The 17,934-nt window shown below is 70.1% G+C and carries 19 protein-coding genes and 3 tRNA genes; 10 read left to right on the forward strand and 12 right to left on the reverse strand.

Features of this window, described 5'->3' with window-relative positions; translation table 11 throughout:
• Positions 1-83: 83 nt before the first annotated feature.
• The 3 genes from G447_RS0110440 to G447_RS0110450 form a co-directional block, all read right to left on the reverse strand.
• Entirely contained in the window at positions 84-713 is a 630-nt protein-coding gene (locus G447_RS0110440) for a hypothetical protein (RefSeq protein WP_243442369.1), read from the reverse strand.
• Positions 714-903: 190 nt separating this feature from the next.
• A tRNA-Lys gene (locus G447_RS0110445) sits at positions 904-976 on the reverse strand.
• 28 nt (positions 977-1,004) lie between these two features.
• Positions 1,005-1,080, reverse strand: a tRNA-Lys gene (locus tag G447_RS0110450).
• Positions 1,081-1,210: 130 nt separating this feature from the next.
• Here G447_RS0110450 and G447_RS0110455 point away from each other — a divergent pair.
• On the forward strand, positions 1,211-1,891 hold the full coding sequence (locus G447_RS0110455) for a metal-dependent transcriptional regulator (RefSeq protein WP_026431010.1): 681 nt from the start codon (positions 1,211-1,213) through the stop codon (positions 1,889-1,891).
• Between the two features lie 18 nt (positions 1,892-1,909).
• Here the strand turns inward: G447_RS0110455 and G447_RS0110460 are convergent, their stop codons facing one another.
• The gene (locus tag G447_RS0110460; RefSeq protein ID WP_026431011.1) at positions 1,910-2,356 is read right to left on the reverse strand and encodes an HIT family protein; all 447 of its coding nucleotides are present in this window, start codon (positions 2,354-2,356) and stop codon (positions 1,910-1,912) included.
• 123 nt (positions 2,357-2,479) lie between these two features.
• Between G447_RS0110460 and G447_RS0110465 the strand changes: the two genes are divergently transcribed.
• The 3 genes from G447_RS0110465 to G447_RS0110475 all read left to right on the forward strand — a co-directional run bounded on the left by G447_RS0110465 (position 2,480) and on the right by G447_RS0110475 (position 7,087).
• A complete protein-coding gene (locus G447_RS0110465) occupies positions 2,480-5,413 on the forward strand; it encodes a leucine--tRNA ligase (RefSeq protein ID WP_026431012.1) in 2,934 nt (977 codons plus the stop codon).
• A 6-nt stretch (positions 5,414-5,419) separates the two neighbouring features.
• Positions 5,420-6,457, forward strand: coding sequence for an Fpg/Nei family DNA glycosylase (locus G447_RS0110470; protein WP_026431013.1), 1,038 nt, complete (start codon positions 5,420-5,422; stop codon positions 6,455-6,457).
• A gap of 183 nt (positions 6,458-6,640) precedes the next feature.
• Positions 6,641-7,087 carry an SRPBCC family protein gene (locus tag G447_RS0110475; RefSeq protein ID WP_243442370.1) on the forward strand — a complete coding sequence of 149 codons (447 nt, stop codon included), beginning with the start codon at positions 6,641-6,643 and terminating at the stop codon, positions 7,085-7,087.
• A 356-nt stretch (positions 7,088-7,443) separates the two neighbouring features.
• Here the strand turns inward: G447_RS0110475 and G447_RS0110480 are convergent, their stop codons facing one another.
• From G447_RS0110480 to G447_RS0110495, 4 genes are all read right to left on the reverse strand, one after another.
• Positions 7,444-7,935 (reverse strand): GNAT family N-acetyltransferase, encoded by a 492-nt coding sequence (locus G447_RS0110480; protein ID WP_026431015.1) that lies wholly within the window; start codon positions 7,933-7,935, stop codon positions 7,444-7,446.
• A gap of 85 nt (positions 7,936-8,020) precedes the next feature.
• Complete coding sequence (gene cysE, locus G447_RS0110485; RefSeq protein WP_026431016.1) at positions 8,021-8,662, reverse strand: serine O-acetyltransferase; 642 nt, start codon at positions 8,660-8,662, stop codon at positions 8,021-8,023.
• Positions 8,663-8,744: 82 nt separating this feature from the next.
• Positions 8,745-9,677: a cysteine synthase A gene (gene cysK / locus G447_RS0110490; RefSeq protein WP_026431017.1), complete on the reverse strand. Its 933-nt coding sequence runs from the start codon at positions 9,675-9,677 to the stop codon at positions 8,745-8,747.
• A gap of 43 nt (positions 9,678-9,720) precedes the next feature.
• Positions 9,721-10,374, reverse strand: a complete 654-nt coding sequence (locus G447_RS0110495) for an IMPACT family protein (RefSeq protein ID WP_026431018.1) — start codon at positions 10,372-10,374, stop codon at positions 9,721-9,723.
• A gap of 232 nt (positions 10,375-10,606) precedes the next feature.
• Between G447_RS0110495 and rpmF the strand changes: the two genes are divergently transcribed.
• Complete coding sequence (rpmF, locus tag G447_RS0110500) at positions 10,607-10,777, forward strand: 50S ribosomal protein L32 (RefSeq protein WP_026431019.1); 171 nt, start codon at positions 10,607-10,609, stop codon at positions 10,775-10,777.
• 160 nt (positions 10,778-10,937) lie between these two features.
• Here rpmF and G447_RS11810 read toward each other — a convergent pair whose 3' ends face one another.
• Both G447_RS11810 and G447_RS11605 read right to left on the reverse strand, forming a co-directional pair.
• A complete protein-coding gene (locus G447_RS11810) occupies positions 10,938-11,489 on the reverse strand; it encodes a hypothetical protein (protein WP_051226322.1) in 552 nt (183 codons plus the stop codon).
• Positions 11,453-11,815 carry a hypothetical protein gene (locus G447_RS11605; protein ID WP_051226323.1) on the reverse strand — a complete coding sequence of 121 codons (363 nt, stop codon included), beginning with the start codon at positions 11,813-11,815 and terminating at the stop codon, positions 11,453-11,455. Before G447_RS11605 ends, G447_RS11810 begins: the two co-directional genes overlap by 37 nt.
• A gap of 194 nt (positions 11,816-12,009) precedes the next feature.
• Between G447_RS11605 and G447_RS0110515 the strand changes: the two genes are divergently transcribed.
• The 3 genes from G447_RS0110515 (at position 12,010) to G447_RS0110525 (ending at position 13,463) form a co-directional block, all read left to right on the forward strand.
• Positions 12,010-12,082: transfer RNA gene (locus G447_RS0110515), tRNA-Arg, on the forward strand.
• Between the two features lie 135 nt (positions 12,083-12,217).
• Positions 12,218-12,556 carry a hypothetical protein gene (locus G447_RS0110520; RefSeq protein WP_026431020.1) on the forward strand — a complete coding sequence of 113 codons (339 nt, stop codon included), beginning with the start codon at positions 12,218-12,220 and terminating at the stop codon, positions 12,554-12,556.
• Between the two features lie 472 nt (positions 12,557-13,028).
• Positions 13,029-13,463, forward strand: coding sequence for a winged helix-turn-helix domain-containing protein (locus G447_RS0110525; RefSeq protein ID WP_026431021.1), 435 nt, complete (start codon positions 13,029-13,031; stop codon positions 13,461-13,463).
• Positions 13,464-13,630: 167 nt separating this feature from the next.
• On the opposite strand, the gene ilvA is transcribed toward G447_RS0110525, so the two are convergent.
• Positions 13,631-14,920 (reverse strand): threonine ammonia-lyase IlvA, encoded by a 1,290-nt coding sequence (gene ilvA, locus G447_RS0110530; RefSeq protein WP_026431022.1) that lies wholly within the window; start codon positions 14,918-14,920, stop codon positions 13,631-13,633.
• 97 nt (positions 14,921-15,017) lie between these two features.
• Here ilvA and orn point away from each other — a divergent pair, with 97 nt between their 5' ends.
• Together orn and G447_RS11815 are read left to right on the forward strand one after the other, a co-directional pair.
• The gene (orn, locus tag G447_RS0110535) at positions 15,018-15,641 is read left to right on the forward strand and encodes an oligoribonuclease (protein WP_081697902.1); all 624 of its coding nucleotides are present in this window, start codon (positions 15,018-15,020) and stop codon (positions 15,639-15,641) included.
• Positions 15,642-16,392: 751 nt separating this feature from the next.
• On the forward strand, positions 16,393-17,292 hold the full coding sequence (locus G447_RS11815; protein WP_051226324.1) for a single-stranded DNA-binding protein: 900 nt from the start codon (positions 16,393-16,395) through the stop codon (positions 17,290-17,292).
• 203 nt (positions 17,293-17,495) lie between these two features.
• On the opposite strand, the gene G447_RS0110545 is transcribed toward G447_RS11815, so the two are convergent.
• Positions 17,496-17,933 (reverse strand): holo-ACP synthase, encoded by a 438-nt coding sequence (locus G447_RS0110545; RefSeq protein WP_005869033.1) that lies wholly within the window; start codon positions 17,931-17,933, stop codon positions 17,496-17,498.
• Position 17,934: the final 1 nt, after the last annotated feature.

The following is a 17,934-nucleotide window of genomic DNA, read 5'->3' on the forward strand; positions in this document are numbered from 1 at the left end:
GGTGGCCCTGCCCCGGCCCGGTGCTGGGCGCCCGGAGCAGCTGGTCCCGGGCGTTCCGGCCGTCGACAGCCGGAACGCGCGGCCTACGAGTCCGCCCGGGCGTCGTCCTCCACCTCGCACAGGCCCTTGAAGAAGGCCAGCGCGGTCGGCGCCTCGCCCGCGTTCGTCTCATCGAGGAAACGGCGGAAGTACTCGGCACGGCGGGCCTCGGCGCTGGGCTCGACGTTCGAGCCGTAGGCGGCGGGGGGCGTGGAACGGTCCCACCGCATGCCCTTCGTCGCTGTCGCGTCCTGCGACCAGCCGAAGCCCGTGCCCTTCTTGCCGGTGACGCGCACCAGCACCGACTCCGTGTGCTCCACGGCGCGCAGCATCAGGGTGGCGCCCGCGCCCTGGTCGGCGTCCAGCAGCCACGCTTCGGCGTACTCGCCCTGCAGGGCGGCCAGGTGGGCGACGATGATCGGATTCGTCCACCATCCCGCGCGGATGTAGTAGTCGCCGACGCCCCTGCTGTTGCGCAGCGCCCCCCACGTGGAGTTCAAGTACTCGACGAAGTCGTAGAGGCGCTCCCACGCCCGGCGCCTCGCCGCGGGGTCGGCGATGGCCTGGGGGTCGTACGCGCGCACGCGTCCCCCGGTGTTCGCGGCCCCGTCCGACAGGGCGGGGTCGTGCTCCACTCCGCCTTCGGGGCCGTACAGTGCTTCGGTTTCAGGCATGAACGGTTCGTCCATTGTGCGTCGCCTTCCTTCCATGGGCGCTCAGGGCGTTGTGCGCCCAATTGTATTGGTCGGAACCGGTGCGCACGTGAGGGGGCCGTGGCCGCGCTGCGGAACGGGCGCTCCCATCGGCCGTTGGAAAGCCGTTGGATGAAGAGAACCGGCGGCCCGTCGGGCGCCGGTCACTGGGTGCGTCATGGGGGACTTGAACCCTCAACCCGCTGATTAAGAGTCAGCTGCTCTGCCAATTGAGCTAATGACGCGGGACTGCGCCGACAGCAGTCGGGACAGTGGTGCGTCATGGGGGACTTGAACCCTCAACCCGCTGATTAAGAGTCAGCTGCTCTGCCAATTGAGCTAATGACGCGGGCGACCTCTCGGCCGGAAAAACACTATACAGGGGCCGCGGGTGCCCGCGCAAGTCCGTGGCCGTCCCGGCCCGGCCGATGTGACCAAGGCGCTAGAATCGTCGCGAGGCAACGGTGAGGGGAGCGGTAATGGGGGAGGCGCGGACGGGGCATTCGCCCGTCGTCGAGGATATCCTCAAGATCATCTGGAGCGCGCAGGAGCGCGGCGAGGACGGCGTCGCCGTCAACGAGGTGGCGGCCCGCATGGGTGTCGTGCCCTCGACGGCCTCCGAGAACGTAGCGCGGCTGACGGAACAGGGGCTCATCGACCACAAGCCCTATAGGAAGGCGCATCTGACGGCCGAGGGGCGCAGGGTCGCGATCGGCATCGTCCGCCGCCACCGTCTGCTCGAAACCTACTTGCACGAGGCGCTGGGGTTCGACTGGGTTGAGGTGCACGAGGAGGCCGAGGCCCTGGAGCACGCGGTTTCGGACAGGCTGCTCGAGCGCCTCGACCGGGTCCTGGGCCACCCCTCGCGCGATCCCCACGGGGACCCCATCCCCAGGCCCGACGGCTCGGTGGCCGACGAGGCGGGCGTCCTGCTCCCCCTGGTCGCCGAGGGCGCGGGGTGCGTGGTGGCGCGGGTGTCGGACCGCGATCCGCAGGCCCTGCGCGAGTTCGACGCGGCAGGACTGGTGCCCGGCGCCTCCCTCACAGTCGTGCGGAAGGAGGGCGGCGCCGTGGTCGTCGCCCTGGGGGGAGCCCCCGTGGTCCGCCTCGGAGCCGAGCAGGCGGGGGCGATCACGGTGCGGCTGGCCGAGGCGGACTGACGCCTGGGCCCGCGCCGGTCAGCCCAGGGCCGCTGACGACGGGTCGGCGGGGACGTTCTCCCCGTTGCCGCGCGCCACGAGCGCAGCGCGCAGGGCGGCCATCGCCTCGTCGAGTTCGGCAGGCGCTGCGGGCGCGGCCTTCGACAACAGGATGTCCGTGTGGTCGCGCAGGGGGATGACGTGCAAGTGCAGGTGGGGCACGTCGAAGCCCGCGATGGCCATGCCCGCACGGGGGACCCCGAAGGCGTCCTCCTGGGCGGCGCCGATCGTCTGGGCGACGGACGACAGGTGCGCGGCCACGGGAGCGGGGGCGTCCGTCCACTTCGGGTAGGGGCTGCGCGGCACGACCAGGACGTGCCCGGGGGAGGTGGGCTCGATGGTGGCGAAGGCGACGCACTGATCGTCGGCCCACACGAAACGGCCGGGGACGTCGCCGGCGATGATCGACTCGAATAGTGTTGCCATGCGGCTATTGTCACCCACGCGCGCCCGCGCCGCCCAGTGCTCCCACCCGTCCGCCCGGCGCGTCGTGGTCTACCCTTGGAGGCGGTTAACGCACGACCGCACTGATGACAAAGGGAACCGCCCATGACTGAGACCGCGCCCGCAGAACCCGCCCAGCGCTACACGGCAGCGCTGGCGGGGGAGATCGAACAGAAGTGGCAGGACCGCTGGGACGCGCTCGGCACGTTCCACGCCGACAACCCGGTGGGCGATCTGGCGGGCCCCCTGGCCGGGCGCGACCCGTACTTCATCCTCGACATGTTCCCCTACCCGTCGGGCAAGGGCCTGCACGTGGGCCACCCCTTGGGCTACATCGCCACGGACACGCTGGCGCGCTTCCGCCGCATGTTGGGCGACAACGTCCTGTACACCATGGGCTACGACGCTTTCGGCCTGCCCGCCGAGCAGTACGCCGTGCAGACGGGCCAGCACCCGGCGGTCACCACCGACCAGAACATCGCGAACATGCGCCGCCAGCTGCGCCGCATGGGGCTCTCCCACGACCCGCGCCGCTCCCTGGCGACCACGGACATCGACTACGTGCACTGGACGCAGTGGATCTTCTTGCAGATCTTCAACTCGTGGTTCGACCCGGGCGCCACCGCCCCGGACGGGTCGATGGGCGCCGCCAGGCCCATCGCCGAACTGGAGGAGGCGCTGGCCGACGATCGCGTGGCGACCCGCGACGGGCGCTCGTGGGCGGAGCTGTCGAAGAAGGAGCGCGCCGCCGAGGTCGACTCCCACCGCCTCGCCTACGTGTCCGAGGCGCCCGTGAACTGGTGCCCCGGCCTGGGGACGGTCCTGGCGAACGAGGAGGTCACCGCGGAGGGGCGCTCCGAGCGCGGCAACTACCCCGTGTTCAAGCGCAACCTGCGCCAGTGGATGATGCGCATCACCGCCTACGGCAAGCGCCTCGAGGACGACCTGGGCACCATCGACTGGCCGGAGAAGGTCCGTGCCATGCAGCGCAACTGGATCGGCCGCTCCGAGGGCGCCACGGTCCGCTTCGACGTGCCCGGCGCGCGCGAGGCGGGCTCCTCCCTGTCCGGCCTGGAGGTCTACACGACCCGCCCCGACACCCTCTTCGGCGCGACCTTCATGGTCGTGGCGCCCGAGCATCCGATCCTGGGCGGCACGGCCGGCGGCTCCGCGGACGACGAGGCCGCCCTCACCCTGCCCGCGGCGTGGCCCGAAGGAACGAAGGCCGCGTGGACGGGCGGCGCCGCGACCCCCCGTCAGGCAGTGGCCGCCTACCGCGCCCAGGCCTCGGCGAAGTCGGAGGCGGAGCGCGTCGACGAGGAACGCACGAAGACCGGCGTGTTCACCGGCCTGTTCGGCGTCAACCCGGTCAACGGACAGCCCATCCCCGTGTTCGTCGCCGACTACGTGCTGTGGGGCTACGGGACGGGCGCCATCATGGCCGTGCCCGCCCACGACGACCGCGACTGGGCATTCGCCCGCGCCTACGACCTCGGCGTCGTGCGCACCATCGGCCCCGCCGACGACCCCTACGGCCCCGACCTGGGCGAGGGCGCGTACACGGGGGACGGCGTCGCCGTCGACAGCGCCAACGACGGCGTCGACCTCAACGGGATGAGCAAGGACGAGGCGAAGGCCGCGATGACCGCATGGCTGGCCGCCAAGGGCCACGGCCGCGCGACGACCACGTACCGCCTGCGCGACTGGCTGTTCAGCCGCCAGCGCTACTGGGGCGAGCCCTTCCCCATCGTGTGGGACGAGGACGGCATCGCCCACGCCCTGCCCGAGGAGATGCTGCCCGTGGAGCTGCCCGAGGTGTCCGACTACAGCCCGCGCACCTTCGACGCCGACGACGCCTCCTCCGAGCCCGAGGCGCCGCTGGGGCGCGCCCAGGACTGGGTCAACGTCACCCTGGACCTGGGCGAGGGCCCCAAGCACTACCGCCGCGAGACCAACACGATGCCGCAGTGGGCGGGGTCGTGCTGGTACGAGATGCGCTACACGGATCCTGCGAACTCCGAGCGCTTCGCCGACCAGCGGAACCTCGACTACTGGATGGGCCCGCGCGAGGGCAAGGCCTCGGGTGGCACCGACATGTACGTCGGCGGCGTCGAGCACGCCGTCCTGCACCTGCTTTACGCCAGGTTCTGGCAGAAGGTCCTCTTCGACCTGGGCCACGTGCCCGACCCCGAGCCCTACCACAGGCTCTTCAACCAGGGCTACGTGCAGGCCTACGCCTTCAAGGACGCGCGGGGCCAGTACGTGCCCGCGGACGAGGTCGAGGGCGACGAGGACACTGGCTTCACGTGGCGCGGCGAGGCCGTCACCCGCGAGTACGGGAAGATGGGCAAGTCCCTGAAGAACATCGTCACCCCCGACGACATGTACGAGGCCTACGGCGCTGACGTGTTCCGCGTCTACGAGATGAGCATGGGGCCCCTGGACCTGTCCCGCCCGTGGGAGACGCGCGCCGTGGTCGGCTCGCAGCGCTTCTTGCAGCGCCTGTGGCGCAACGCCGTCGACGAGGGGACGGGCGCCGTCACCGTCACCGATGACCCCGCCGACACGGCCACCCGGCGCCTGGTGGCGCGCACGATCGCCGAAGTCACCACCGAGTACGAGAACCTGCGCGTCAACACCGCGATCTCGCGGCTCATCGTCCTCAACAACCACCTCACCTCCTTGGACGCGGTCCCCCGCGAGGCCATCGAGCCCCTGGTCCTCATGCTCAGCCCCGTCGCCCCGCACATCTGCGAGGAGCTGTGGAGCCGACTGGGGCACGGCGAGTCGCTGGCGCGCGAGCCCTTCCCCGTCGTCGCCGACGAGTCGCTGCTGGTCGAGGAGGCCGTCACCGCGGTCGTCCAGGTCAATGGCAAGGTGAAGGCCCGTATCCAGGTGGCGCCGTCGATCAGCGAGGAGGACCTGCGGGCCGCCGCCCTGGCCGAGGCCCCCATCGCTAGGATCCTCGGGGGACGCGACCCCCTCAAGGTGATCGTCCGCGCCCCTAAACTGGTCAACGTCGTCGCTCCGAAGAACTGAGGCCCCATGCCCGAAGGCGATGCGATCCGCCGACTCGCCGGCACCCTCGACGAGCTCTTCGTCGGGGGCACCGTCTCGGCCTCGTCCCCCCAGGGGCGCTTCGCCTCCTCCGCCGCCCGCCTGGACGGGTGGGTGGTGCAGAGGGTGCGCGTGCACGGCAAACACATGTTCATCGGCTTCGTCCCGCCCGTCCCCGGCCGGTCCTACGAGGCCGGGGTCGCCCTGCTGGAGGGCGCCGCGGCCGGCAGCGGGGAACCTATTCTGGGGGAGGGAGAGCCCTGGCCCGACCATTGGGTGCACATCCACCTGGGCCTGTACGGGTGGTGGCGCTTCAACGGCGACGAGACCGTCGTCGATGAGGGCCACGGTGTGGCCCACCGCATCCCCAACGTCCCCAAAGGGCAGTGGAACGGCCACTCGGAGACCCGGTGGGGCGACGGCTTCGGCGAGGCCAGGGCGGGGGAGTGGGAACCCCCGGAGCCGGTAGGGGCCGTGCGACTGCGCCTCTTCAACGACCACGCCGTGGCGGACCTGGTCGGGCCCAACCGCTGCGAGCTGATCAGCGACCAGGAGCGGGCCGCCGCCGAGGCCAGGCTCGGCCCGGATCCCCTCGACGCGGGGGCGCGCGCCGACGCGGAGGCCGCGGAGCGCTTCGCGCGGGTGGCGCACTCGAAGCGGCGCGCGATCGGCGAGATCGTCATGGACCAGTCGATCATCGCCGGGGTGGGCAACATCTACCGAGCGGACGCCCTGTTCCTGGCGGGGATCTCCCCCCACCGCAAGGGAGCTAACATCTCCCTCAAGCGGCTGCGCGGCCTGTGGGTCCTCATCTGCGACCTCATGAACCGGGGGCTGGCGGCAGGGCGCCTGGACACGATGGACCCCGACGAGGCCCCGAATCCTCCCATTGAGGGGGACGAGGAGGCGTCGCGCTGGTACGTGTACCACCGCACCGGGCGCCCCTGCCTGCGGTGCGGCACCCCCGTGCGCGAGGCCCTCATGCAGAACCGGCGCCTCTTCTGGTGCCCCGGCTGCCAGAAGTGAGCGAGCAGCCGCCGTTAGAACCGCCCTCGGGGGCTGCGCGGGTGGCGGGCTGCGGCCAAACCGATTTGCGGGAGCTTCACCTGCTCATATCCTGCGGAACTGCGTATGATCTTTCCCGCACTTGGAATCCCATCAACTGTTTGATGGGGCCGCGAAGGACCTGCTAACGTTGCACTGCTTTTGATGACGATGTTCGAAATAGGGAGGAAAAAGATGTGGGAAACGGAGTACAGCCAGGTGACTGATGTCGATGCTGGTCGTCTGTGGTCAGTGTTCGAGGGGGTGCACTCGGGTCGTATTGTGTTGCCGGGCGGTGATGTCTTCCGTCCGGAGGGGCCGCTGGGTGTTGGGACGAAGATCCAGCTCACCCCAGCGGGTCAGGACACCATGGTCTCGACGGTCGTGGAGTTCGTTCCGGGTTCGCGGTACGCTGATGAGACCGAGTTCAACGGTCTGGTTCTGCGGTTCGCCCATCGGTTCGAGGAGGTCGAGGGCGGCACCAAGATCACCCATCGGCTGACGATCTCCGGGGATGGCGCAGATCAGGTGGGGCCGGAGATCGGTCCGCAGATCAGTGCCGACTTCCCAGATCAGATGAATGCCCTGATCGCTGAGGCGCGCAGTGCGTGAGTCTGTCGCACTTCGAGGACCCGGAGCAGCAAAGCTCCGGGTTTCTCTTTTGGGAACTGTCACGGAGATATGAGCGACTAGTCTCTGATGCGCTCAAACCGCTAGTTGTGGGGCATACGGAGGTTTGTTGCCCCTGTCGGCTGTTGACGCTGGCTGGGTGCTGTCTCCTCCGCGGGCAGGGCGCTCCGATTTCAGCGCTCCGCCCAGGCCTCAGTCGACAACCTCCTTGGCAATGGGCGTGCCACACTGATGGCGGGCTTTCGGCTCGACAGTCCGACACTGCGTGCTGTGCCCGCGCGTGCTCCCCACGCTCGACGGAGGCTTCCGTTAGAGTCCGCCCGGTCGGGCTGCGGGCCTCAGTCGGCGCGGTCGAAGCCGAGCACCGAGTAGAGCTCCTTCGCCCCCGTGTGCCGCGAGTCGATGCGCAGCGACAGGGAGTCGAAGCCCCATTCGGAGCAGCGGCGCGCGGCCTCGGCGACCAGCGCGGTGGCGATCCCCCTGCGGCGGTACTCGGGCGCGACCATCAGGTCGACCACGAAGGGGCCGTCGGGCGGGTCGTCCCACGGGGACTCCCGGACGACCAGGATGGCGCCGACCAGGGTCCCCCCGTCCCACGCGCCCACGAAGGAGTCCTCCGTAGTGGCGCCGAAAGCGCCCTCGAAGGTGAGGCGCAGCTCCTCGGAAGACTCCATGATCGCCTCGGCGGTCAGGGGCTCCCCGTACGCCTCCAGTGAGAGGATCGCGAGCGTGGGAACGTCGTAGGGTGTGAGCGTAGCGATCTCGATGCCCTCCGGCCTCGGCGGCTCCGGCACGGCATCGAGCGGTGCTTGTAGAGTGTGAGCTTCCATAACCCAAGTGTAGGTGGCACCGCTCACGTTGTCAGGTCGTTCGCAGGGCGTTGTCCCAGGTGGCGCGACGCCGATGCGTGCCCGCTCAGATGTAGAGCGCGGGCTCGTCGAAGAAGTAGTTCGGATCGACGATGAGGTCGCGGTCCCTCGTGTCCCGCTCCGGCTTGGGCAGCAGGCGCGCGGGCACGCCGATGGCGACCGTCCCGCAGGGCACGTCCTTGACGACGACGGCGTTCGCCCCCACCTTCACGCCGTTGCCGATCGTGATGGGTCCCAGCACCTTCGCCCCCGCGCCGATCATCACATGGTCCCCGACCGTGGGGTGGCGCTTGCCCGGAGTCATGGACACCCCGCCCAGGGTGACCCCGTGGAAGATCACGACGTCGTTGCCGACCTCGGCGGTCTGCCCGATGACGACGCCCGTCGCGTGGTCGATGAAGACGCGCCTGCCGACGCGCGCCTCCGGATGGATGTCCACGCCCGTGAAGGCACGGGCAAGGGAGGAAAGGACGCGCGCCGGCGTGCGGGCGCCCCGGTTCCACAGCGCGTGGGCCACGCGGTGCGTCCACAGTGCGTGGACCCCCGGGTACGTGAGGGCGATCTCCAGGGCACTGGTCGCGGCGGGATCCCGCCTGCGGGCGGTCATGAGGTCCTCCTCGAAGAGCAGGAGGGCCTTGGTGGGCACCGCGCGGGCAATGGCGCGGGCGACGCGGGCGGCGAAGGGCATGGTGGTCGCTTCCTCTACGTGGGTGGCGGGTTGGCCCCGGATGAGCATCCGGGGCCAACACTATCGCCCCGCGGCCGGTCTTTCAGTCCTCGAACCCCTCGAACAGCGCGGTCGAGAGATAGCGCTCGCCCGTGTCGGGAAGCAGCGTGACGATCCTCTTGCCCGCGTACTCCGGCCGAGCGGCGACGGCGGCGGTCCCCGCCAGGGCCGCCCCCGAGGAGATGCCGACCAGCAGGCCCTCCTCGGCGGCGGCGCGGCGCGCGAACTCCAGCGCCTTGACGGACTCGACGGAGACCACCTCGTCGACGGCGCCGGCGTCGTAGGTGCCCGGCACGAAGTTCGGCATAAGGCCCTGGATGCCGTGGGGGGCGGGGGCCCCACCGGTCAGCAGGGGGGACTCGGCGGGCTGGACGGCGACGACCCTCACACCGGGGTTCTTGCCCTTGAGGTACCTGGCGACGCCCGAGATGGTGCCGCCCGTGCCCACGCCCGCGACGAACACGTCCACCCTACCGCCGGTGGCCTCCCAGATCTCAGGGCCGGTCGTGGCCTCGTGGACCGCCGGGTTCGCGGGGTTCGTGAACTGCGAGGCGATGATCGAGCCGGGGCGCTCGTCGCGGATGCGCTCCGCCTCGGCGACGGCCGCCGACACACCGCCCTTCGGGTCCGTGAGCACCAGCTCCGCCCCGAAAGCCCGCACGATGGCGCGGCGCTCCACGCTCATGGACGAGGGCATGACGATGACGACCTCGTAGCCGCGGGCCGCGCCCACCATCGACAGGGCGATGCCCGTGTTGCCGGAGGTCGCCTCGATGATCGTGCCACCCGGTTTGAGCGCCCCGGAGGACTCGGCGGCGTCGATGATCGCCCGGGCGATCCGGTCCTTGACCGAGGAGGCGGGGTTGAACGCCTCGACCTTGGCGACGACGTCGGCGCCTTCGCCCGCCACCCGGTGGATGCGCACCAGGGGGGTGCTGCCGATGAGCTCCGCGACGTTGTCAGCAATATGGGCCATGGTTGTCCTTCGCTTGGAGATGTGGAACGTTCCGATTCTGCGCTCAGCCGTCCGCCGCGTCCACTTCGGCCCTGCGGGTATCCACGTGGCGGAACTTTGCAACACCTTTCGAGGCGCGGGCCAGGACCGCGTCGAAGGACTCCCTGAGCGCGGGATCCACGCCGACGCGCAGGCAGAGCCGGTCCGCCCACTGCGCGTCCACGACGGATGCCCCGGCCCTGCGCAGCTCCGCTTCGATGCGGCCCGCGTCCGCGGGATCCAACTCGACCTCCAGGATGTCGCGGGGCGCCAGGAGGACGCGCGGCAGGGCGGCGAGCGCCTCGGACACCGACGAGGAGTAGGCGCGGACCAGGCCGCCCGTCCCCAGCAGGACGCCGCCGAAGTACCGGGTCACCACGGCCGTCACGTTCCACGTGCCCGAGGCGCGGATGGCCTCCAGCATGGGCGTGCCCGCCGTCCCCGCGGGCTCGCCGTCGTCGGAGGAGTGCTGCAGGGGTGCGGCGCCCTCGGGGGAGATCAGGTAGGCGCTGCAATTGTGGCGCGCCTGCGGGTGCTGCGCTTTGACGGCGTCGATGGCCTCCCGGGCGCTGCGGGCGCTGTCAGTGCGCGCCAGCGTCGTGATGAAGCGCGAGCGCTTGACTTCGATCTCGCTGGTGGCCAGTGTGCCGACGGGGACGGTGGCGATGGGGGAGGGCATGCGCCCAGTGTAGGGGGCGGGCGGGATACCAGCACCCACGCCTGGGCGGGCTGTGGAGCATGTGCCCAGTGCAGGGGGCGGGCGGGGCGGCTGTAAGCAGGATCGCAGCTAGGGCGGTGCTCGCGGCTTCGTGATCTTTGGGGTTCGTGATAGCCTTGCGGGGTTGTCGCCGTGCGCCCGCGTGGCGCAGCGGCATGGAATAGTCGTCGAGAATGAAGAGGAGCGGTAAGACATGGCAGTTCCCAAGCGCAAGATGTCCCGCGCAAACACCCGTACCCGCCGGTCCGCGTGGAAGGCCGATCTTACCGAGCTGAACACCATCAGGGTCTCCGGCCGTGAGGTCCGCGTCCCCCGCCGTCTGGCGAAGGCCTACAAGAGCGGCCTCCTGCACGCCGAGGACTGAGGTCCGCGCCCAGGGCCCCGGCACGGCGCGCGTGCCGGGGCCCTCGCGTACCCGGACGCGCCCGGGCACGGACAGCGGGGCGCTTGCGGCCTCACGGCGAGGGAGACGGGGGCGGAATAGCAACCGCACGCGATGCGCGCTTTCCGCTCCGCGCGAGTACTCACTGATCGTGTTCCGATTGTGGTATGGCGGGCAGAATCTCGTGTGCGCTCCCTGGGGCGGCAGCGTGCTCAAGATGGTGCGCCCATTGAGTGAACCGTGCTTGAACCGCCTTCAGGCGGGTAGCGTCGATGCCGTAGGCGCGAACCTCCGGCAGGGTGATCCGCGACGCCATCCGTAAGCATTCGGTGAAGTACTCGCAGTTGTAGCCGCTGTCGCGTGACGCGAGAAGTTCAATGAGGTTCTCATCGGTGTAGGCACCCGACAGCCGGATGGAATCGACATCGAGGTAGTCGCGGGGCAGACCACGCGAATACAGGGCCGCGAGTTTGTTCGCAACCGCGTCCTCGCGATCGAGAACAGGACCGATTGCGAGACGGGTGGGAGTGTGGGCACGCCAGTCCACACCGAGGTCGATGTCGTTAGTCGGGCGATCAGTGAGACCGTGCTCGCGGATCGCTCCCGACCCGGCCAGCGCGAAGTGGTCGCAGGCGACCACCTCAAGGGCCTGGGTAATTAGGAGGCGCTGCTCAGCCCGTGGATCCTGCCCCACTGGTTCCTTCCCCTCAGCGGGTCGAAGCGTTCCTCCCAGGCCGCAATGATGCCCACATCCAGCCGAAGAGCCGGCCATAGTGCCTCGAGGAGCCCCTTGTTGAGCAGGTCCCGTTGTTCGTCGGCGCTGCCCTCGGTGATGACACTCTGGTAGACCACCATCGCACCGCCGATCTCGTCCAGGTCGTAAACGCCGTCCCCAGGCGCCCAGCACAAGTGGTTGGGGAGCACGACCTTCCCCGAAGAAGGACCGACGAGGTCGTCAAGAGCGGTCGGCATGTCGAACGGCTTCACATCCCGGTACAGCACGCGGTTACCAGCGCTCATCGTTCCCTCCTTCCTGGGGCGCTCGCTTCCTGATTCTACCGTTCTCCATATCCGGCTCGCCGGAAGACGCCCGGGCGCCGCTGCCCGTAGCTGCGCGCCCTGGCCGGGTCCTGGCCGGGCCCGCTCCGCCGTCCCGCTTAGGTGAAGCGGGGCAGTTCCCGCTACGCTTGACCCGGTGCCCCTTGGGGCGCCACGCCTCCGTAGCTCAATGGATAGAGCAAGGGCCTTCTAATCCCGAGGTTGCAGGTTCGAGTCCTGTCGGGGGCGCCCATCCGGGCCCGCCGTGCCCGCGCCGACCGGGGCCCTCCGCGCATCCGGGTCCGCCGGGCGAGAGCCCGGGTCTGCTCGCGTCGGCGGCCAGTTGTCGCAGAAGCCCGGTGGCCGGTTATCACAGTAGCCCGTATGCCGGGCTCCCTGCCCGTCGGCGCCGACCTGTCGGACGTGGTGCTGGTGGTCGACGCCATCAACGGGCGCAACATCCGGCGCGCCGACCTGGCCGCCGCCCGCGACACGCTCGAGCGCGCCCGCGCCCTGGGCGCCAGGGCCGTCACGGTGACCACCACGAACTCCCTGCAGCACGTCCCCCACGACACCGCCCTGGAGCAGTGGGACGACGAGCGCCTCAACACCGACCTGCACTCCTGGCTCGCCTTCGCCGACCAGAAAGTCGAAGAGGTCGTCACCCTGGCCCGCGGGATCGGCACCGTCTCTCTCGGCGTCGCACACAAGGGACGGAATTAGGCAACACTGCGCCGCACACAAGGGCGGAATCAAGCCCTTGTGTGCGGCGCGCGTTCTGTGAATCAGGGTCCTTGTGTGCGCAATCCGGTGGGGAGCGCTTCTGGTGCCGTCCCGGTGCTCGGCGGCAACAGCGGTAACGGCTGTGGGCTCCCCTCCCGCAGCAGTGGGGGAGCCAACAGTCGTCAGAACGCCACGAAGACGTGCCATCCCGTCCCACAGCAGTGGGGGAGGAGGAGCCCACGGCCAGCGCACTGTCACAGTGTCTCGCATAGTGGACTCCGTTGGGCTGCTGCGGACGCCCTCCGCCAGACTGAAGCCATGACGACCTTCGCGAACCAGATGCGCTGCTCCACGGGCGGCTCCCTGTCGCGAATGTGTATGTGATTGACACTCCGAACCCCTGTCAATCACCGCCGCAGTGATATGCCCACGCCAGTAGTGGGAGTGCGGCCCCGAAGAATCGGATACACCCATGGCACTCGTCAACACCCCTGCCCCCTCCGTCCGCAACGCCGACGCCGACCGTCCCACCTCCTTCGAGGACTTCCTCGCCGTACTCAACGGCCTTCACCTCTCCTCCGGGCGCATCGACATCAACATCGACCGCGCCTCGGTCACCATCGATGGGCGCGATGCCGGTCTGTCCTCCAAGGAGTACGAGCTCCTCGCCTACTTGGCCGCGCGGGCCGACCGCCCGGTATCGCGCGAGGAGCTCTTCGCCACTGTGTGGAACGGCGCGGGCCTCGACCTGCAGTCCCGCACCGTTGACGCGCACGTGCGCAGGCTCCGCAAGAAGCTCGCCGCCGCCCCCGACCTGATCTCCACCGTCAGAGGCGCGGGCTACCGCTTCAACTCCGCCCCCGCCGTGCGGGTGCGCCTCACTCGCGCCCACACGCTGGCCGCCTGAGGCCCGGACTGCGCGCGGACAGTCCGCCCCGTGCGCATGGGGAAGTCCGGCTCGAACCGCATGCCGTGCGCTCCCGGCGCCCGCCTCGCGCGGCTGGTCGGTTCCCGGGGGGAGCAGCTGGCCCGGGCGATCGGCGCCCGCCTCGCGCCCAGGACCGCCCCGGGGCGTCAGATCACGAGACGCGTGATCTCGGAGTCCAGGGGCAGTTCCTCGACGTGCAGGGGAGATGCCTCCATGCGGCGCCTCAGACCCGTGATATCCGCCGGATCGGCCAAGTCGATGCCCACCAGGGCGGGTCCGAGCTCCCGGTTGTTCTTCTTCGTGTACTCGAAGTGGACGATGTCGTCCCCGCTGCCGAGCACGTCCTCCAAGAACATGCGCAGCATCCCCGGCTGCTGTGGGAATGTCACGAGGAAGTAGTGGCGCAGGCCCTCGTGGCGCAGTGAGCGCTCCATCACCTCCGCGTACCGCGTCAGGTCGTTGTTCCCCCCCGACACGACGCAGACAATGGCGCCGTCGCTGCGCCCCACGATCGCCTTGCGGTCCGACGGGTCGGACAGGCAGACGCGCGCCGCCGTCGACGCCAGTGCCCCGGCTGGCTCGGCGATCACCCCGTCGGACTGGTACAGCTCCAGCATCTCCGTGCACACGGCGCCCTCGGGGACCACCAGCACACGGTCGACGAAGCGCTTGGCCGCTTCGAAGGGCACGTCCCCCGTGCGGCCCACGGCAGTGCCATCGACGAAGGCATCCACCTTCGCCAGGGTCATGGGCTCTCCCGCCGCCAATGCCGCGTGCATTGAAGCGGCCCCCGCGGGCTCGACGCCGATGACGGCCACCTCGGGCCGCACGGCGCGCAGCCACGTCGCGATGCCCGCGATCAGGCCACCGCCTCCGACGGGCACCAGGACCGCGGCGGTGTCGCTGGGCATCTGCTCGACCAGTTCCACGCCAATGGTCCCTTGGCCCGCGATGGTCATCGGGTCGTCGTAGGGGTGGACGTAGACCCGCCCGGTCTGGGCCGCGGCCTCCTGGGCCAGGGCATTGGCCGCGTCGAAGGTCCCTTCCACGATGACCTGCTCGACCCAGTCCCCGCCGATCGTCGCAATGCGGCGGCGCTTCTGCAATGGTGTGTTCGACGGCAAGTAGATAGTGCCCGGAACTTCGAGGTGCGCGCACGAGTAGGCGACGCCCTGGGCGTGGTTGCCCGCGCTGGCGCAGACGACGCCGCGCTCCCGTTCCTCGGCTGTGAGCAACGACATGCGCGCGAAGGCTCCGCGGACCTTGAAGGACCGGCACTTCTGCTGGTCCTCCCGTTTGAGCAGGACATCGGTGCCCGTCTGGTCCGAGAGGCGCTCGGAGCGCTCCAACTTCGTGACCGTCGCGACGCCGCGCAGGGCGTCGGCCGCCGAACGGATGTCACTGGGCGTGGTCGAGCGCGGATCAGTGGGTGCCATGGGGACTCCTCGGGGTGGGAACGCACTGAAGAGTGTAACGGCCGGTGGCGCCCGATCGCGCGGAGCCACCGCCGGGAAGGCGCATTACACTACTGGCGTGACTACTGTGAAAGACCCCCTGGTGTGGATCGACTGCGAGATGACCGGACTCGACGTGGGCGCCGATGCGCTCATTGAAGTCGCGGTCGTCATCACCGACGCCGACCTGACGGTCGTCGATCCTGGAATCGATGTGCTCATTTCCCCGTCGGCCGCCGCCTTGGAGGGCATGAGCGACTTCGTGCGCGACATGCACACCAAATCCGGCCTCCTGGACGACCTCAAGGACGGCGTGACCATGGAGGAGGCCACCGAGCGGGTGCTCTCCTATATCAAGCGCTTCGTCCCCGACGCGGGCAAGGCACTGCTGGCGGGCAACTCCGTGGGCACGGACAAGGCGTTCCTCGAGGCGAACATGCCCGCGGTCATCGACCACCTCCACTACCGCCTCATCGACGTGTCCTCCATCAAGGAACTGGCGAAAAGGTGGTACCGATCCGCGTTCGCCGAGGCGCCCGAGAAGCACGGCGGGCACCGCGCGCTGGCGGACATCCTCGAATCCATCCAGGAACTCGAGTACTACCGGCGCGTGCTCTTCCCGTCCGCACCGGTCAGCAGGGCCGATGCGCGCCAGATCGCGCGCGACGTGGTGGCGCTGGGGATCGCCAAGAGCACCGGGTGATCTCCCGCCGGGAGGGGTTGCGGACCGTGGCGTCGCTACCGCCCGGGCGAGCCAGCGCCGAGTGATCTCCCGCCGGGAGGGGTTGCGCTTCCACGGGGGCGAACACTACGGAATGGGCTCGCAGTCGGCACTGGCGGCCGCCAAGAGCCTGCGCAGGGAGGTGTTGCGGTGCCGGGGTCGCGCGCGGTCGCTAGGGTCTGCCTCGGCGAGGTTCGTCTTGGGAGGTGGGCCGATCGGGGCTGTGCGGGTAGTTTTGCAAACGAAGTGGGACTCGGAGCGCGGCGGATGCGCGATCTCGCGCACGACGGGCCACATTGGGGCAGTTTAGCGCGCATTGGGGCAGGTTATTAACCTGCCCCAATGACCCGTTGCCTACCCCAATGGGCTGTTGGGCTGTGGCCTGCCCCAATTCCCTGCGGCCTATCCCAAGTCCCTGCGGCCTGCCCAATGACCCGTTGCCTGCCCCAATATGCCGGACCCCGCTCCGATAAAACCCCGAACCCGCCGCGCACCCGCGCGCAGGCGACCGCCGCGATGCGAAGGAGCGCGGATGGATCGGGGCACACTGTGCCTCCGACCGCGAAGCGCTGTGAACGGCCGCCGGTGTGCACAGGCGCGCGCTGGAGAGCCGCCGTATCCACAGGGGCGCGTCCCCCGTTTCCCCTCGGCTCCGCCTATGGGTTTCCCTGGAGTAACCGGGACCGCCGGAGCGACCGGAGGCGCCGGAGCAGACGCAGACAAGGAGACGATCATGCAGGACCAGATGATGTGCATTAGGGGGCGCGTGGGCTCCGACATCCGCATGCACTCGACCAGTGGCGGCAAACTCATAGCGAAGTTCAGGTTGGCGGTCCCCAGGTGGCGCTACGAGCGCTCGCAGGCCGAGGGGCCGGGCAGCTACGTGGAAGACGAGCCCACGTGGTGCACTGTCCAGGTGTGGGATTCCTTCGCCCACAACGTCGGCTACTCCATACAGAAGGGGCAACCGGTCATCGTCATGGGCCGCCCCCTCGCGAACGCCTGGGTGGGCAAGGACGGCGAGCTGCACAGCGAACTCGTTGTGGCGGCGAGTGCCCTGGGCCACGACTTGTCGAAGGGCTGTGCCTCGTTCTTCAGATCGCCCCAGCGCCCGCCAGCGGTGCCGCCACAGGTCGGAGCGGAGCGGCAGGGCCGGCCGCCGGCCTCGAACGGCGCAGGACAACGGGAGGCGGCAGTCGCCCCCAGCGGAGTCGCCTCCGGTGCAGCGGCCCCCGGCGCATCGGACCGTCCGGGCGCATCGGCAGAGCGGGGCGCTGCGCCCGTCCGGGGCGGTGCATCCCGGCCCGTAGGGCCCGGTGGCGCCGACAGGACGGACCCGCGCAGGAGTGAGGGCGTGCCCGACCAGCAGACACGGGACGGTGCGTCGAAGGCGCGAAACGGTGCGGGGCAGGCCGCTTCCGGCGAAGACCGGCGCCCGGGGGCGGCGGGCGCGCGGCTGGTCTACCCCGGTCCGGAGAATGCCGTCACTGGCTCGTCCGCTACGGGTCGTGGTGCTCCGGGCGGCGGCCCGGAGCACGCGCGGAACCCCGCGGACCCCGGCGGTCCAGCCGAGGACGGCCGCGCCGTCACAGCGGATCCCGAAGCCAAGGCGGTGGCCGTCGGCGCGCAATGAGAGCCGGCCGGAACGCGGGCGCCGCCCCGCATGACGGCGGACCGGAGCCGGTCCGGCGCGCGCGGAGGCGGCGGTGGGATCTGGAGCGGCGGCCACGGTATGCCCGGGCGCGTGCGGCTGGAGCCTTGCGGGTGCCCGAACGTCCCGTTCGCCTTCCGATCGGCACTCGCGCAGCGCAGCCCCGCCACCCCTTCACGCTGGGATCAGCTGATGAGGACTTCCGCGATCGCGTAGTCCCCGTCGTGGCTGATCGACACGAGGAGCCCGGGGCAGGGCCCGTCGAAGGAGGCCGCGTACTCCCGGTCGATCCGCCCGTGCAAGCGCAGGGCGGGCCGGTCCCAGGCATCGAAAACGACCTCGATCTCGCGCCAGTCCACATCCTGCGGATCCACTGGCGGAGGCGAGGCGTACAACGCGGCCGACCACGCCTTCACGAACGCCTCCTTGGCCGCCCACAGGCCCCCCGTATGACGGGCGAGTGCGGACGACGGGTCCGCCGGGCACGTGGCAGCGGCGCGCGCGCGGACACGGCGGGCCTCCCTGGGGGTGAGCACCCCCTGGAGGAAACGGGAGCCCGGCTGGTCCACCTGCTCCGCGAAAGCGGGCAGGTGGACCAGGTCGACGCCGAGTCCGCGCGCCACG

The sequence above is a fragment of the Schaalia georgiae DSM 6843 genome (assembly GCF_000429245.1).
Taxonomy (GTDB): Bacteria; Actinomycetota; Actinomycetes; order Actinomycetales; family Actinomycetaceae; genus Pauljensenia; species Pauljensenia georgiae.